Genomic DNA, 15,112 nt, shown 5'->3' on the forward strand with positions numbered 1-15,112 from the left:
TACACAATTAATGGATATTTTATGAGAGTAGTAACATCCTGGATCATAGCTCTGAGCATGCTGCTAGTATCGGCATCAAGCCTGGCACAACAGTCGCTAGACCGCGTCGCTATTATTGTTGATAACACGGTCGTTCTGGAAAGCGAAATTCAGAGTCTTATTCAGCAGGTTAAACGTGACAGCCGCAGTGCTAACCGCTCACTTCCAAGTGACGATGTGTTACGCACTCAGGCCAGTGAACGCCTCATCTCTCAGAAACTGCAAATGCAGTTAGCCGAGCGCATGGGTATTCGCATCAGTGATGCTCAACTCGACCAGACCATCGCTTCTATTGCCTCCGACAACGAGATGACAGTCGATATGATGCGGACGCAGATTGAGGCGGACGGCGAGTCCTGGCGTCAATACCGGGAGAACGTCCGTGAGCAGATCGTAACCAACGAAGTGCAGCGTGCAACCGTTCAGCGGCGGGTTTATATCAGTCCACAGGAAATTAATAACCTGGTAGAGATCATTGATGAACAGGGTGACTCCACTACCGAGTACAATTTGAGCCATATACTGATCAGTTTTCAGGACGACAGCGGAGAAAACGATGAAAGCGCAGCCGAGCAGCGAGCGAGTGCGGTGCTTAACCGTCTTTCAGAAGGTGATGACTTTGCTGAACTTGCAGTGACTGCCTCCTCTGCGTCTAACGCACTGGATGGTGGCGAAATGGACTGGATGACCATCAATACCATGCCAACGCTATTTGCAGATGCTGTAGAAGGCGCCCAGGCAGGTGATATCGTCGGTCCACTGCGTTCCGGGATCGGTTTCCATATCTTACGGGTCAACGATGTTCGCGGTGCCGAAGTGTTTACGGCGGAAGAAGTGAAAGCGCGCCATATTCTGATTCAACCCTCGGTTATTTTGTCTGACGCCCGTGCCCGCTCAATGTTAGCCGAATTCCGCGAACAGATTATGAGTGGCGAAAAGGAGTTTTCCGAACTGGCTGAGGAGCACTCGGCTGATACCGGTTCAGCACGCGCCGGCGGAGACCTCGGCTGGGCAGACCCCTCAATGTATGTCCCTGAATTCCGTGAGAAAGCGGAGAATCAGGAGATTGGCTATATCAGTGAGCCGTTCCGTACCACCCATGGTTGGCACATCCTTGAAGTTCAGGATCGCCGTACCCAGGACGTGACTGAACAGCGCAAGCAGGACCAGGCGGGTAACATGCTGTTTTCCCGTAAGTACCGCGAAGAACTGGATATCTGGTTACAAGAGCTACGCGACCGTGCTTATGTCGAGGTGCTTGAAGAGTGACCCTTCGCTTAGCTGTAACAGCGGGGGAGCCCGCTGGCATCGGTCCTGATTTAATTATTCAGTTAGCTCAGCAGGCATGGCCTGCTGAGCTGGTTGTTTTTGCCGACCGTGAACTGCTGCTGGCACGAGCCAGTTTACTTCAGTTACCACTGCACCTGCGCAGTTATGAACCAGACCAGCCAGCGCAGCCCACTGCTGCGGGTGAACTGTGCATTCGCCATGTCGCCAGCGCCAAACCCACAGTAGCCGGCCAGCTTGATGACGCCAACGGTAGTTATGTGATTGAAACCCTGCGCTTAGCCTGTGAAGGTAATCTTAGCGGCGAGTTTGCGGCAGTGGTCACCGGCCCTGTGCACAAAGGTATTATTAACGAAGCGGGTATCCCCTTCAGCGGCCATACCGAATTCTTTGCTCACCAGGCAGGTTGCAACGATGTCGTGATGATGCTGGCCACTGAGGGGTTACGCGTTGCACTGGTCACTACCCATATTCCGCTCGCGTATGTGGCGAAAGCGATTACCACACAACGCCTGGAAAAAGTGATTCATATCCTGCATCAGGACTTGGTGAGTAAGTTTAACCTCCCCGCACCGCGTATTCTGGTGTGCGGTCTCAACCCTCACGCCGGCGAAAACGGCCATCTGGGAAGCGAGGAACAGGCTGTTATTGAGCCATGCCTGGAACAATTACGGCAGGAGCACGGTTACCAGCTTCAGGGTCCGTTACCTGCAGACACCATTTTTCAGCCAAAATACCTGGAACAGGCAGATGCAGTGCTTGCGATGTACCATGACCAGGGTTTGCCGGTACTGAAGTACAAAGGTTTCGGCGCCGCAGTTAACATTACCCTGGGCTTGCCATTTATCCGCACCTCAGTCGACCATGGCACAGCTCTTGATTTAGCGGGTCGAGGTAACGCCCATCCCGGCAGTTTCAAGCTTGCCCTCGAACAAGCTATTAGCATGGCAACCAAAGCATTATGAGTAAAGTTCATCAAGGGCACAGAGCCCGTAAACGTTTCGGTCAGAACTTCCTCCATGACGGGGGGGTGATCGATTCCATCGTTGGCGCTATCCACCCGCAACCGGGTCAGGCGTTAGTTGAAATAGGCCCCGGCCTGGCGGCACTGACTGAACCGGCTGCCGATGCCTGTGGTCACCTGCATGTGGTCGAGCTGGACAGAGATTTGGCTGACCGCCTGGAGAGCCACCCGTTTTTAAAAGACAAGCTGACTGTGCACCGCGCTGATGCGCTGAAATTTGACTTTGCGGCGCTCAGCAAAGAGCTGGGTAAACCGCTGCGGGTGTTCGGCAACCTGCCCTATAACATCTCAACCCCGTTGATTTTCCACTTGTTGCAACAACTGGATGTGGTCGAAGACATGCATTTTATGTTGCAGAAAGAAGTGGTCGACCGGATGGGAGCGGAGCCGGGAAGCAAAGCCTTTGGCCGCCTCACGGTGATGATCCAACAAGCCTGCGAAGTCACGCCGGTGCTGGATGTGCCGCCAGGTGCCTTCACCCCGCCACCTAAAGTCAATTCGGCGGTGGTTCGGTTACGCCCTTTAACCACCCCCAGAGTTGAAGTAAAAGATCGTAAATTACTTAACCAGGTTTGCCTGACAGGCTTCAACCAACGGCGTAAAACAATTCGCAATAACTTTAAAGAACTGATGACCGAGGCCGACTTAGAAAGTCTGGGGATCAACCCCGCGGCACGGCCGGAAACTCTCAGTGTTGATGATTTCTGCCGACTGGCAAACTGGCTTGCGGAGCGTGAATAAAGCAATGTTAAGTTCCAACGTATTGGTCAATGTAGAGACCCGATATCTACAGTCGCAATCTGACCCGGAGCAAAAGCAATTTGTCTTTTCCTATACCATTACGATTACCAACGACGGCAGCGAAGCGATTCAGCTGTTAACCCGGGAGTGGACAATCAACGATGCAGACGGCAAAGTGACACAGGTAGCCGGAGATGGGGTGGTGGGCAAACAGCCGGTCATCCAGCCGGGCGAAGCGTTCAGCTATACCAGTGGCACCGTGCTGACCACTCCGATTGGCAGCATGCATGGCCACTACGGGATCTGTGACCAGCAGGGTGAACTGCACCAGGTGGCTATTCCCGCGTTTCGTCTTGCGGTACCGCACATACTCCACTAGAACATCGACCAGAAAGCCCGACTAACAGACACGTTCTACTAACCAAAAGACACAGCTATGGCTCACTACGCGGTTGGCGACATCCATGGATGTATTGATGAACTAAAAGCGCTGCTTGATAAAGTGGCCTTCGACCCTGTCACTGACAAGCTCTGGAGTGTCGGCGACCTGGTCGGGCGTGGACTTCATTCACAGCAGGTTTTACAGTTTGCCGTGGAATTAGGCGATGCCTTTGGCTGCGTGCTGGGCAATCACGATCTGCATTTGCTGGCGGTGTTGTGTGGTGTGCGCCAGGCCCATCCTAAAGACAATACCGACATGATTCACCAGGGTAAAGAAACTGAGTTCTGGATTGAGTGGTTACGCCAACAGCCTCTCATGCTGCATCTACCCGCTTCAGACTCTGTTATCGTTCATGCCGGGGTCTACCCGGAGTGGTCACTTGCCCAGGCCCAGACCCTCGCCGATGAGGTAAGTGCTCAATTGCAGGGTGATGATTATCAAGATTACCTGCAACAGATGTATCACAACGAACCAACGCGCTGGTGCGACAAGCTCACTGGTATCGAACGCTTCCGTTTCATTGTCAACGCTTTCACCCGCATGCGCTTCTGTCGCCAGGAAGACGATGGGCTGCATTTAGATCTGACCTCAAAACTGTCGCCGCAACAGGCTGATGCCGACTTATTACCCTGGTTCAACTTTTATCCACCCTCGCCGATACAAATAATGTTCGGCCACTGGGCAGCACTAAACGGAAAAACCGGACGAGAGGACATTATTGCGCTCGACACGGGCTGTGTATGGGGAAACAAGCTCACACTGCTGAATATCGACCAGCAAAGTTTCGTCACTCAAGCAGCGTTCACGGATGTAAAGTAGCCGGGCTGCGGTGAATGCAATTTCAAATTGCTCAAAATTTCGATATAGTGCATTCGTTATAACTATAAATTATCAGGTTGTCGGTAGGAGAATACCATGAGGTTAACCGTTGCGGCGCGGGTTATCGGTGGCTTTGCCATCATTACCCTGTTACTGCTTATTATAAGTTTAAGTTCCTTCTTTAGTTTGAAAGGCATTGGCGAGTCATCTGAAGAAGTAAGTGACGTTGCGATTCCCTCCTTAATTGGTGTGGCAAATCTGCAAACGGAATTACTACAACTCTCGAACAGCCAGCTGGAAGCATTTCACAGTCAGCGTCTGGCAACGGTGGAAACCCTGCAAGGTGAATTTACCGAGGCATCGACGGCCGTTGACACTCAACTCGAAGAGCTCGCTCAACGTTTGAATGCAACTGACCAACGTGATGAGATCGAAATTCTGGAAGCGGATATTCAAAGCTTCACCTCTCAGGTCGGGCAAATCTTCGACTACCAGACCCGCTACCTGCGACTTGCTAATACCCGTGACAGCCTGTTGGGCGACATTGAGTTTTCTGCTGACGATGCGGCGATGTCATTGCTTGACCTGACCGATGTCCAGGGCCTTAGCAACGAGCTTCGCACTCAGGCAGGCCAGCTTGAGAACAGTCTTAATAGCCTTGTGACTCTGGCCTACGACCTGGTAGCCGTTGAAGAACAGGGTCGCGCCGAGATTATTCGCAGTGAGATTGAAGTGGCGGTTGATTCAACCCGCGAGCGTTACGAAACACTTACCGGGCTTTCTGATCATGCCCTGCTAGCTGACGTGGGTGATTACATTGACACCGCAGCCAACAGTCTGAGCGACAGCGATGATTCATTGGTTGCCGTCGTGTTCGAGCGACTGCAGGCCCGCGAAGACGCGCAAGCGTTGCTAGGGACCAATAATCAGCTGATGGATGTGATCCTGACCGAAATGGCCGATCTACAGGGCCAGGTACAACAGGTCGCTGATAGCGCTCAAATGGACGCAGGCAACGCGATTACCCGCAGTGGCTGGCTGAATGCTGTGCTAACTATTCTGTCGATCGCACTTGCGGTGATCATTGCGTTTGTCACAGTGCGCTCAATTAGCCGCCCACTGGGCCGGGTTAATGACATGCTCAATACACTGGCCAACGGTGACCTGACCGGACGTCTCGATGACAGTGCAAATGACGAGTTTGGTGAGCTTTCCGGTAACATCAATAAACTTATCTTTAACCTGCGTGAGCTGATTGAAGGCATTGCAGACCGTGCTACACAACTGGCAACCGCAGCTGAAGAGTCCTCCAGTGTTTCTGCCGATTCACGGAACTCGATTCAGGAGCAGCGCAGTCAGGTTGAACAGGTAGCAACCGCGACTCAGGAAATGAGCAGCACCTCGACAGAAATGGCGAACGGCGCAACTCAGGCACTGAATGAAATCCAGCATTCGGATGAAGAAGCGAAACGTGTCCGTGTTATCTCGGATGAAAACAAACGCACCATCGAAGAGTTAGCGCGCGAAATCCAGAACGCCTCGGACGTCATCAACCAATTGTCGGAAAACAGCTCCAACATTGGCGGCATTCTTGACGTGATTCGCGGTATCGCCGAACAGACCAACCTACTGGCTCTGAACGCAGCGATCGAAGCAGCCCGGGCGGGCGAACAAGGTCGCGGCTTCGCCGTTGTAGCCGATGAAGTTCGCACCCTGGCCAGCCGGACCCAGCAGTCAACTGAAGAAATTCAGGATATGATTGAACGTCTGCAGAACGATTCAAACCGTGCGGTTACCGTGATGGAACGTGGTCGAGCCCAGGCTGAGACCTGTGTAACCCAGGCTGACGAAGCCTCTGTTGCGCTGCAGGCCATTACTGAGTCAGTGCACCAGGCATCTGACAGCAGTACCGCCATTGCCACCGCAGCAGAACAACAAAGTGCTACTGCGCAGGATATCAGCGAGAAGCTGGAAGCCATTGTGGCTATTGCTGAGCAGGCTGAATCTGGCGCTCGCCAGACGGCCGAAGCCAGTGACGAAGTGGCTAAACTGTCTGCCGAAATGCAGGACAGCGTGAAGAGCTTCCGCTTGTAAGCTACGTAAACACGATCAAAAAAGGCGTCTGAATATATCAGACGCCTTTTTTATTGCCCTACACCAAGCTAGTTAGTTCAGTGTGATGCGGGCGAACTTACGTTTTCCTACCTGATACACTGCAGTACTACCACGCTGGCATTGATGTTTACTGTCAGTCACCTTGTCACCGTCCAGTTTTACCGCGCCCTGCTTAACCATACGCATCGCTTCTGAGGTTGAAGATACCAGGCCGGCTTCCTTCAGTACGCTTGCGATACCAAGTTGGGCGTCGTCCAGCTGCAGGCTGTGTTCCGGCATTTCATCCGGGATCGCATTCTTCTGGAAGCGCTGAATAAAATCCTGCTCGGCACCGTCGGCAGCGGCCTTATCATGAAACCGCTCGATTAGCTCTTTAGCCAGTTCGATTTTGATATCACGTGGGTTCTCGCCGTTTTCTACCCGCGCTTTTAGCTGGGCTAAATCATCCTCTGAGCGGAAGCTCAATAACTCAAAATAACGCCACATCAGTTCGTCTGAGACCGACATCACCTTACCAAACATATCGTTTGGCGCATCGGTAATACCTATGTAGTTGCCCAGTGACTTAGACATTTTTTGCACGCCATCGAGTCCTTCAAGCAACGGTACTGTAATCACCGTTTGTGGCGTTTGACCGTTTTCTTTTTGCAGCTCACGGCCCATCAATAAATTGAAGCGCTGGTCAGTACCACCCATCTCAATGTCAGCTTTCAGCGCAACCGAATCCCAGCCCTGGATAAGTGGGTACAGAAACTCGTGAATGGCAATCGGCTGACCACCCTGATAACGCTTCTTAAAGTCGTCGCGTTCGAGCATACGGGCGACCGTGGAACTGGCTGCCAGTTTAATCAGTCCTGCGGCGCCAAGCTCATTCATCCATTCACTATTGAAACGAACTTCAGTTTTTTCTGCATCGAGAATTTTAAATATTTGCTCTTTATAGGTCTGCGCATTGGCCAGCACATCATCCCGGGAGAGTGGTTTCCGGGTCACATTTTTGCCCGTCGGATCACCTATCATGCCGGTAAAATCACCGATCAGAAAGACCACGTTATGGCCCATGTCCTGAAGTATTTTTAGCTTATTAATCAATACAGTGTGGCCCAAATGCAGGTCCGGCGCGGTGGGGTCGAAGCCAGCTTTGACGGTCAATGTCTTACCGCTGCTGAGCTTCTTCTCAAGCTCATCCGCCAATAGAACTTCATCTACTCCGCGCAGTAATTCCGCGACTCCTGGCTTACCGTTCATTTACTTTCCTCGCCCTGAAATTCGTTTGAAGGTCGCATTCTACTTGATTTTTGTTGAGCTTTTAAGCATTCTGGCAAGCATATACAGATACTGCTCGATGTTTGCACAGTTACAATGTTACAATGCAACTTTGCATGCCTCGTGCAGTCTGACAAGTTCGGCCTGATACGGACAGTCTTCTGTAGTGTTCAGGCTGACAATAATGCTAACGATAATTAAGTGCGCTAAATACAGGTAGTTCAAGGGTCATCTCATGACACAATTTATTCATCATCTGCCGCGACAACATAAAGTGGTCATCGCGCTCATCCTGGGTGCGTTGCTGTTGCTTGCCTTGCTGCCGTCTGAAAAGGCGAGCGCATCGCGTAACACCTCCAGTGCAGAAGAGCTTGAGCTCGGTAAGCGTTACGCTCTTGAATTGCATGTGGCGGCCCTTGAAGCTGAAGATAATGAATTACTGGATAACCTTGAATGGCAGAGCTACCAGGTTCGCTCCGGCGATAGCCTGGCGCGCATTTTCCAGCGCCTCGATTTTTCCGCCCAACAGCTGCACCGCGTAACGCAGGCAGAAGATGCCAGCCTGTTGCAGCGTATTCACCCGGGCGATGCCCTGCATGTTGGTCGTAACTCAGACGGCGAATTAGTTCAGCTAACGTACGAACTGAATGACATGGAAACACTGCTGATTACCTTGATGGAAGACGGCAGCTACGCGAGTCAACGTGACCTGAGAGAGGTCGAAGTCCGCTACGGTTTTGCCAATGCAACGATTTCCAGCAGTTTCTGGAATGCAGGGGTTCAGGCAGGTTTAACCCAGGCTCAGATCATGAACCTTGCAGAGCTATTCGGCTGGGACGTGGATTTCGTCATGGATATCCGCCCCGGCGATCATTTCAGCGTCATTTTTGAAGAGCGTTTTATAGATGGTGAATTCATTGGCACCGGCAGTATCGTCGCCGCTGAATTCTCCAACCAGGGCGACTCCTTCCAGGCGATTCGCCATGACAATGGTAATTACTACAAGCCTGACGGCCGCAATATGCGCCAGGCATTCCTCCGCGCACCCGTCGCATTCAATCGGGTAAGTTCAGATTTTAATCCTCGCCGCGTGCATCCGGTAACTGGTCAGGTTCGTCCGCACAATGGTATTGATTATGCCGCAGCCACAGGCACCCCCGTTATGGCAGCCGGCGATGGTCGCGTCGTTGAAAGTGGTTACAATAACCTCAATGGTAACTACGTTTTCATTCAGCATGGCGAACGCTACGTCACCAAATACCTTCACCTTAACCGTCGTGATGTACAGCGCGGAGCCCGGGTTCGCCAGGGACAGCGTATCGGTACAGTTGGCGCTACCGGACGGGTAACTGGTGCCCACCTGCATTATGAATTCTTAGTCAATGGTGTCCATCGCAACCCGCGTACGGTCGACCTGCCAGCCGCCGAATCACTGCCGCGCAGCGAAATGGCCCAGTTCAACGTAATCGTTGAGGAACGCCTGGCACAACTGGAAAGCCAACGCCGCGTCATGGTGGCGATGAACGACAACGACGAGCTATAGCAAACGATGTCAGATTTTTACCTTGGCCTGATGTCGGGCACCAGTCTGGATGGACTCGACATAGCCTTGTGTGAAATCGATGAAAATGGCCATACCAGACTGGTCAAGAGCCATTCAGCCCCGCTCCCTTTAACGCTAAGAACACACCTCCAGGCATTGACCCAGCCCGCCACTGACGAACTTAATATCTACGCCTCCTGTGACCGCGAGTTCGCTGCTTTCTGCGCCCAGCATATTCTTCATTTCCTTCGTCAGGCTGACGTCCCTGCTTCCCGTATCCGCGCGATTGGTAGTCATGGCCAGACCGTTCGCCATATGCCAGTAGCAACCCCGGCCTATACCCTTCAGCTGGGCTGTGCGTCGACGCTGGCGAGCTTAACAGGTATTGATGTGGTAGCGGACTTCAGACGTAAGGATATAGCACTGGGGGGCCAGGGAGCGCCTCTGGCGCCAGCCTTTCATAAGGCCATGCTGGGTGGTGATGCTCTCTCGCGGGCGGTGCTCAATATTGGTGGCATTGCCAATTTGACGTTATTTACTGAGGATAAGCAAACGCTTGGTTTTGACACCGGCCCGGGCAATTGCCTGCTCGACGCCTGGTACACCAGGCAGCACCCGCTGCAGGGGCGCTATTTTGACCAAGAGGGTGACTTTGCTCAGTCAGGACAGATTAATCAGGCATTCCTTGAACGTATGCTGGAAGACCCTTACTTTCGCCAGCCAGCCCCAAAAAGCACCGGCAGAGAGTACTTCCACCTCGACTGGGTAGAGCAGAACCTTGCCGCAGAGGATCTCGACCCGGCCGACATACAGCGAACCCTGCTTGAATTGACCGCGGTTACGATTGGTGACCCATTGCGCAATTACGCGCTACGCGAATGTTTCGTTTGTGGCGGCGGCGTGCACAACAGTGCATTGCTGGATCGGCTTAAAGCGCTTAGTCCCGAGGTGACGTTTGCCTCCACTGCAGAGCTTGGAATTGAACCAGACTGGGTGGAAGCCATGGCGTTTGCCTGGTTAGCCTGGAGCCACATCGAGAAACGCCCGTCCAACCTACCGGAAGTGACGGGCGCTACACGAGCCGCCATACTCGGCGGCTATTTCCCAGCGAATTAAAATTTACTTACCTTAGCAAATGCATCACGGGTGATATTCTCCACCCCGTCATTTGTAACGTGCACACTGTCTTCGATACGAACACCACCATAAGGCCGCAGTTCAGCGATCCGCGCCCAGTTGAAGTCATCATTGCCGTCAAACTCTTCCAGCAACTGATCAACCACATACAAGCCAGGTTCAATGGTAAAGACCTGACCCGGTTCAATGTTACGCAACAAACGCAGGAATGGATGGCGCCCGTCACGCTCATAAGCATCACCCTGAGCGGACTTGAGGAAACCACCAACATCATGCACCTGGAGGCCAATGTAGTGGCCTAAGCCGTGCGGGAAAAATGCATTGGTGTAGCCGCGCTCGTACACTTCCTCGGGGCTAATCTTAAAGAAGCCAAAGTCGACCAGAATAGTTGCAACCATGTGATGCATGCGAACATGCAGATCGTAATACGAAACACCAGGACGGATGGCCTCAATAATGGCCTGCTCGGCTTTATCCATTGCCTCCACCAGTTCCTGGTAGAAACCACTTTTCTGCGCCGCATAGGTACGGGTGATATCGGCACAATAGCCGTTGTACAGAGCGCCAGCATCAATCAGAAAGGAACGCGACTCGGAGGGAGCGCTGCGGTCGTACACATCATAATGCAAAATGGCCGAGTGCTCATTCAAGGCAATAATCGAGTTATAGGGCACTTCCTGCTCACGGAAATTAATGGCGCTCAGATACGCATGCTGGATCTCAATTTCACTCGCGCCGGCATAAAATGCATCACGTGCAGCGACATGCGCTTGCGCTGCGAGGCCATTTGCTTTGCGCAGGTTTTCCAGTTCCCATTCAGTTTTTTCCGCCCGCTGATAATGCAGATGATCAATCAATGCCTTGGGGTTTATCTGACCCAGCTGCCAACTGGTCATGGGTTCGAACTGCTCGCCCAAATACGCCGTTTTCGCCAGCTCGTCGCCCAAATCTGAACGCACCTGAGCCAGATTATCGACGACTTTCAGCTCCATATGATCCTGCCATTCGGCCGGCGCAATGTTGACGGGTGCATGCCAGAAATCCTTCGCTTTATACAGATACACCACTGGCTTGCAGCCAGCTTTATAAAAGATAAAACTCTTCGGACTTTCAGTGACAGGGAGCCAGTATTTAAACAACGGGTTGACCCGGAACGGGTACGGATTGTCGTCCAGAAAGGCTATCTGCGATTGACCTGAATAGATCAGCACACTGTCAAAACCTGTGGCCTGCAGCGCTTCGTCAAAGCGGGACTGCACCGTGCTGATGTGGTTCGCATAACTACCCATAATCACCTCAATTACGATCAAAAAGAGCCCAGAGTTTAACAAAAAAAAGGGCGACCTGCATGGTCGCCCTTTTTCTGTTTATTCGTTTGCTGGCTTATTCACCCAGACGTGAACGCACCGCATCAACCACCGCGGAAGAGCCATAACCTGATGATTCTGCCCAGTTCAGCATGGTTTCACCATTCACGGTATCTTCTTCAATCGCGCTGGCTGGTAACTGACGAGTGATCATTTCACCAACCTGAGCAGCTTCAGCGGTAATCGCAAACTGCAGCATGCTGTAGCCATTGCAACGTACGCCAGAGTAGATATTGCGCAAACGCATATTGTGGTTGCTAAGAATGGTACGCAGGCGCTGACGGTCATCAGCACTGATTGCGGTACAAATACCTTCGGCTACCTGATTGGCTGAGGCAGTTTGAATCGACGTACCCATCACTAAACCACAAACGATTGTTGCTAACGCTAACTTTTTCATCCACAAACTCCTATCTGACGTGCGTTAAATTTTGCGCAATTTTGCCGCAGACAGATTAAAAGGCAAGCAATTTCGTGTACTTTTATTGTTAAATGACTGCTGGATTTATGAGCAGGTTTTGTTAACTTTTCTCGCCTTAAAACAACCGCGCCAGCCCTTGTACAGGCTGGCGTTGTGCAGGATTTTGTTAACCAGCTAAACATTCCGACTGGTCTGTTGAGTAGATTATTTTTTCTATTAATAGCATTCACTGAGCGCGTTCATGACGAACACACTTTAAACCGCGAATGAAGCTCCACATCCGCAGGTTGTGGTCGCATTGGGGTTATTGACAAAGAAGCGCGCGCCCTGCAACCCCTCTTCATAGTCGACCACTCCACCCACCAGATACTGCAGGCTCATAGGATCAACCACCAGGGTTACGCCTTCGCGTTCAATCGACATGTCGTCCGGGTTGACCTCTTCAGCAAAGGTAAAGCCATACTGAAAGCCCGAACAGCCTCCGCCGGTAACAAAAACACGAAGCTTCAGAGTCTCGTTTTCTTCTTCCTCGATCAGGGTTTTCACCCGTTTCGCCGCGGCCTGACTAAATTCAATCGGCAATGCCTGTTCAACACCACTCATGGCTTCTACCTCCTGACCTTTAATTTGATTCGCCTTGCATTGCGGCGCCCGCATTTGCAAGGTCATTCCAGTTATATTGCTGACTGGTGCGCTGCCCGCCCCGGGTGCGCACGTTAACCTGCACCGTTTCAGGACTTAACCCTTCGGGCATTTTAAAACTGCCATTGACCCGGGTGAAATAATTCATCGCAAAACTGCCTGTGCCCTCTGCGAGCTGGGCCAGTTCCAGCACATTGTACTCAACCCCACGTCCATTGCGACGACCTCGCAGGATAATCGAGTAAGACCCCTGTGCCAGTTGCTGCTGGGCCCGATCCAGCTGGACCAGAATCAAGCGGAAGCGGAACACGTCACCGCCATCTCCGGTAATCTGCAGCGAGTCAATTTTAACCCCATCCGCATCCAGTTCAGGGGCCATCACCCGCTGATAGAAAGACAGTTCGCGGCGTACTTCAGAGGTGTGGTCCTGAGCACTACGTAACTCACCCTGCAAGTTCTCGATGGCGACCCGGTCTACATCACGTTCCACCTTTAGTATATTGGTCTGATACTCCAGATCTTCAATAGTACTCTGCAATCGGGTGATACGGTTTTCGAGGCGTTCCCGCTCTTGTTCAAGAAATTTCAGTCTGGCATTGCCAATTTCATACCCGCCCCAGGCGCATAAACCTGCCAGGACAACGACTACTATTGTAAAGCGAAAGCGTCCAAGACGTTGTCGCCAATTCGAAAAACTCACCTTACGACCACCTGTGGTATGCTAATACCCAAACTAAGAAATGACCGAAATAGTAACATGAACCACTTTTTACTTCAGCATTACGATTGGCTTAAAGCGCTGCATATTATTTTTATGGTCGCCTGGTTCGCGGGTATTTTTTATCTGCCACGGATCTTTGTCTACCACGCTGAGACGACTGATACGTCTGTTCAGGCACAATTAAAGGTGATGCAGCGACGTCTGCTCTTCTTTGTGACCCCTTTTGCACTTCTCACCCTTATATTTGGCTTGCTGATGACGTACGCCCTGGCCACTGTCAGCAGTCTGCCAGTGTGGCTGCACATTAAATTTGCCCTGGTAGCGTTGCTGTATATCTACCATGGCTACTGTTTCCGCTTGCTTCGCACCTTTGCTAATGACGCCAATACCCGCAGCGGCAAGTGGTACCGTGTGTTTAATGAGGTTCCGGTACTCATCCTCTTTGCAGTGGTGTTATTAGCGGTGATCAAGCCCTGGTGATCTGCTATCATGCAGTGCCAGCATGCTTTTAACCAGTTGGGGACTCCATACGATGCATTTCACCGGCGCCAATATCCTTTCGGTCAAACAATTTGATGCTGAAGCCATTCAACAAGTATTTTCTATTGCAGATCAGATGCAGCCCTATGCACACCGGAGAAAACGGACCAAAGTGCTGGATGGTGCGATTCTGGGCAACCTGTTTTTCGAGCCATCCACCCGGACCCGGGTCAGTTTTGGTACCGCTTTCAACCTGCTCGGCGGCGAAGTCCGCGAAACCACAGGCATGGAAAGCTCGGCCATTGCCAAGGGCGAGTCACTCTACGACACCGCCCGGGTGCTTTCGAGTTATAGCGATATTATCGCTATGCGTCATCCAAAAGCCGGCTCTGTAGCAGAGTTTGCCGATGGTAGCCGGGTCCCTGTGATCAATGGCGGGGACGGTGCCAACGAGCACCCCACTCAGGCCTTATTAGACTTATATACCATTCAAAAAGAGCTGCTACACAATCAGCTGACGGTAGACGGGATGCATATCTGTATGGTGGGTGACCTCAAATACGGACGCACGGTGCACTCGCTGTCGAAGCTGTTGTCGATGTATAAGAACGTCCGTTTCACCCTGATTTCGCCGCGCGAACTGTCTATGCCAGACGACATCCTGAGTATTCTGGATAGCGCTGGTCACCGGGTCACCGTCACCGAAAAAATTGAAGGCTCGCTGGATGCCGACATCGTCTACCAGACCCGCATTCAGCAGGAGCGTTTTGCTAATTTGCAGGACGCTGATCAATACCGCGGAAAATTCCGTTTAAATCATGAAATCTATACCCGGCACTACAAGCCAAATACCGTCATTATGCATCCGTTACCACGTGATTCGCGTGCCGAAGCCAATGAGCTCGACAACGATTTGAATCAAAATCCGAACCTGGCCATTTTCCGCCAGGCCGATAACGGTGTGCTGATTCGAATGGCACTTTTCGCGCTCACCTTGGGCGTAGAAAATTTGCTGCAAAAATACGAAACCGACGTTGTTTGGCACAGTGCCAAAGCCAATCTTTAAGA

The 15,112-nt window shown here is 51.9% G+C and carries 15 protein-coding genes; 10 read left to right on the top strand and 5 right to left on the bottom strand.

Annotated features, from left to right (window positions below; genetic code table 11):
- Nucleotides 1–21: 21 nt before the first annotated feature.
- The 6 genes from surA to CWE12_RS13340 all read left to right on the top strand — a co-directional run bounded on the left by surA (nucleotide 22) and on the right by CWE12_RS13340 (nucleotide 6,446).
- The gene (gene surA / locus CWE12_RS13315; protein ID WP_126790208.1) at nucleotides 22–1,308 is read left to right on the top strand and encodes a peptidylprolyl isomerase SurA; all 1,287 of its coding nucleotides are present in this window, start codon (nucleotides 22–24) and stop codon (nucleotides 1,306–1,308) included.
- Nucleotides 1,305–2,291, top strand: a complete 987-nt coding sequence (gene pdxA, locus CWE12_RS13320) for a 4-hydroxythreonine-4-phosphate dehydrogenase PdxA (protein ID WP_126790209.1) — start codon at nucleotides 1,305–1,307, stop codon at nucleotides 2,289–2,291. Before surA ends, pdxA begins: the two co-directional genes overlap by 4 nt.
- Nucleotides 2,288–3,091: a 16S rRNA (adenine(1518)-N(6)/adenine(1519)-N(6))-dimethyltransferase RsmA gene (rsmA, locus tag CWE12_RS13325; protein WP_126790210.1), complete on the top strand. Its 804-nt coding sequence runs from the start codon at nucleotides 2,288–2,290 to the stop codon at nucleotides 3,089–3,091. Before pdxA ends, rsmA begins: the two co-directional genes overlap by 4 nt.
- 4 nt (nucleotides 3,092–3,095) lie before the next feature.
- Nucleotides 3,096–3,470 (top strand): Co2+/Mg2+ efflux protein ApaG, encoded by a 375-nt coding sequence (gene apaG, locus CWE12_RS13330; protein WP_126790211.1) that lies wholly within the window; start codon nucleotides 3,096–3,098, stop codon nucleotides 3,468–3,470.
- A gap of 57 nt (nucleotides 3,471–3,527) precedes the next feature.
- A complete protein-coding gene (locus tag CWE12_RS13335) occupies nucleotides 3,528–4,352 on the top strand; it encodes a symmetrical bis(5'-nucleosyl)-tetraphosphatase (protein WP_126790212.1) in 825 nt (274 codons plus the stop codon).
- Nucleotides 4,353–4,448: 96 nt separating this feature from the next.
- The gene (locus tag CWE12_RS13340) at nucleotides 4,449–6,446 is read left to right on the top strand and encodes a methyl-accepting chemotaxis protein (protein ID WP_126790213.1); all 1,998 of its coding nucleotides are present in this window, start codon (nucleotides 4,449–4,451) and stop codon (nucleotides 6,444–6,446) included.
- A gap of 72 nt (nucleotides 6,447–6,518) precedes the next feature.
- On the opposite strand, the gene tyrS is transcribed toward CWE12_RS13340, so the two are convergent.
- Nucleotides 6,519–7,715 (bottom strand): tyrosine--tRNA ligase, encoded by a 1,197-nt coding sequence (tyrS, locus tag CWE12_RS13345; protein WP_126790214.1) that lies wholly within the window; start codon nucleotides 7,713–7,715, stop codon nucleotides 6,519–6,521.
- Nucleotides 7,716–7,968: 253 nt separating this feature from the next.
- Between tyrS and CWE12_RS13350 the strand changes: the two genes are divergently transcribed.
- Both CWE12_RS13350 and CWE12_RS13355 read left to right on the top strand, forming a co-directional pair.
- Nucleotides 7,969–9,276, top strand: coding sequence for a peptidoglycan DD-metalloendopeptidase family protein (locus tag CWE12_RS13350; protein WP_126790215.1), 1,308 nt, complete (start codon nucleotides 7,969–7,971; stop codon nucleotides 9,274–9,276).
- Between the two features lie 6 nt (nucleotides 9,277–9,282).
- A complete protein-coding gene (locus CWE12_RS13355; protein WP_126790216.1) occupies nucleotides 9,283–10,392 on the top strand; it encodes an anhydro-N-acetylmuramic acid kinase in 1,110 nt (369 codons plus the stop codon).
- On the opposite strand, the gene pepQ is transcribed toward CWE12_RS13355, so the two are convergent.
- The 4 genes from pepQ to CWE12_RS13375 form a co-directional block, all read right to left on the bottom strand.
- Nucleotides 10,389–11,702 carry a Xaa-Pro dipeptidase gene (pepQ, locus tag CWE12_RS13360; RefSeq protein ID WP_126790217.1) on the bottom strand — a complete coding sequence of 438 codons (1,314 nt, stop codon included), beginning with the start codon at nucleotides 11,700–11,702 and terminating at the stop codon, nucleotides 10,389–10,391. The genes CWE12_RS13355 and pepQ overlap by 4 nt on opposite strands.
- 94 nt (nucleotides 11,703–11,796) lie before the next feature.
- Entirely contained in the window at nucleotides 11,797–12,180 is a 384-nt protein-coding gene (locus CWE12_RS13365) for a DUF3718 domain-containing protein (protein ID WP_126790218.1), read from the bottom strand.
- 276 nt (nucleotides 12,181–12,456) lie between these two features.
- A complete protein-coding gene (gene erpA, locus CWE12_RS13370) occupies nucleotides 12,457–12,804 on the bottom strand; it encodes an iron-sulfur cluster insertion protein ErpA (protein WP_126790219.1) in 348 nt (115 codons plus the stop codon).
- Between the two features lie 19 nt (nucleotides 12,805–12,823).
- The gene (locus CWE12_RS13375; protein WP_126790220.1) at nucleotides 12,824–13,543 is read right to left on the bottom strand and encodes a DUF6776 family protein; all 720 of its coding nucleotides are present in this window, start codon (nucleotides 13,541–13,543) and stop codon (nucleotides 12,824–12,826) included.
- Nucleotides 13,544–13,600: 57 nt separating this feature from the next.
- Between CWE12_RS13375 and hemJ the strand changes: the two genes are divergently transcribed.
- Entirely contained in the window at nucleotides 13,601–14,044 is a 444-nt protein-coding gene (hemJ, locus tag CWE12_RS13380; RefSeq protein ID WP_126790221.1) for a protoporphyrinogen oxidase HemJ, read from the top strand.
- 52 nt (nucleotides 14,045–14,096) lie between these two features.
- On the top strand, nucleotides 14,097–15,110 hold the full coding sequence (locus CWE12_RS13385; RefSeq protein ID WP_126790252.1) for an aspartate carbamoyltransferase: 1,014 nt from the start codon (nucleotides 14,097–14,099) through the stop codon (nucleotides 15,108–15,110).
- Nucleotides 15,111–15,112: the final 2 nt, after the last annotated feature.

The sequence above is a fragment of the Aliidiomarina sedimenti genome (genome assembly GCF_003986955.1).
Taxonomy (GTDB): Bacteria; Pseudomonadota; Gammaproteobacteria; order Enterobacterales; family Alteromonadaceae; genus Aliidiomarina; species Aliidiomarina sedimenti.

Excerpts from the sequence above, each read along its gene's own strand:
- CWE12_RS13355 (WP_126790216.1), top strand. The coding sequence starts at position 9,283 with ATGTCAGATTTTTACCTTGGCCTGATGTCGGGCACCAGTCTGGATGGA.
- apaG (WP_126790211.1), top strand. The coding sequence starts at position 3,096 with ATGTTAAGTTCCAACGTATTGGTCAATGTAGAGACCCGATATCTACAG.
- erpA (WP_126790219.1), bottom strand. The coding sequence starts at position 12,804 with ATGAGTGGTGTTGAACAGGCATTGCCGATTGAATTTAGTCAGGCCGCG.
- CWE12_RS13335 (WP_126790212.1), top strand. The coding sequence starts at position 3,528 with ATGGCTCACTACGCGGTTGGCGACATCCATGGATGTATTGATGAACTA.
- rsmA (WP_126790210.1), top strand. The coding sequence starts at position 2,288 with ATGAGTAAAGTTCATCAAGGGCACAGAGCCCGTAAACGTTTCGGTCAG.
- hemJ (WP_126790221.1), top strand. The coding sequence starts at position 13,601 with ATGAACCACTTTTTACTTCAGCATTACGATTGGCTTAAAGCGCTGCAT.
- CWE12_RS13350 (WP_126790215.1), top strand. The coding sequence starts at position 7,969 with ATGACACAATTTATTCATCATCTGCCGCGACAACATAAAGTGGTCATC.
- CWE12_RS13340 (WP_126790213.1), top strand. The coding sequence starts at position 4,449 with ATGAGGTTAACCGTTGCGGCGCGGGTTATCGGTGGCTTTGCCATCATT.
- surA (WP_126790208.1), top strand. The coding sequence starts at position 22 with ATGAGAGTAGTAACATCCTGGATCATAGCTCTGAGCATGCTGCTAGTA.
- CWE12_RS13385 (WP_126790252.1), top strand. The coding sequence starts at position 14,097 with ATGCATTTCACCGGCGCCAATATCCTTTCGGTCAAACAATTTGATGCT.
- CWE12_RS13365 (WP_126790218.1), bottom strand. The coding sequence starts at position 12,180 with ATGAAAAAGTTAGCGTTAGCAACAATCGTTTGTGGTTTAGTGATGGGT.
- tyrS (WP_126790214.1), bottom strand. The coding sequence starts at position 7,715 with ATGAACGGTAAGCCAGGAGTCGCGGAATTACTGCGCGGAGTAGATGAA.
- pepQ (WP_126790217.1), bottom strand. The coding sequence starts at position 11,702 with ATGGGTAGTTATGCGAACCACATCAGCACGGTGCAGTCCCGCTTTGAC.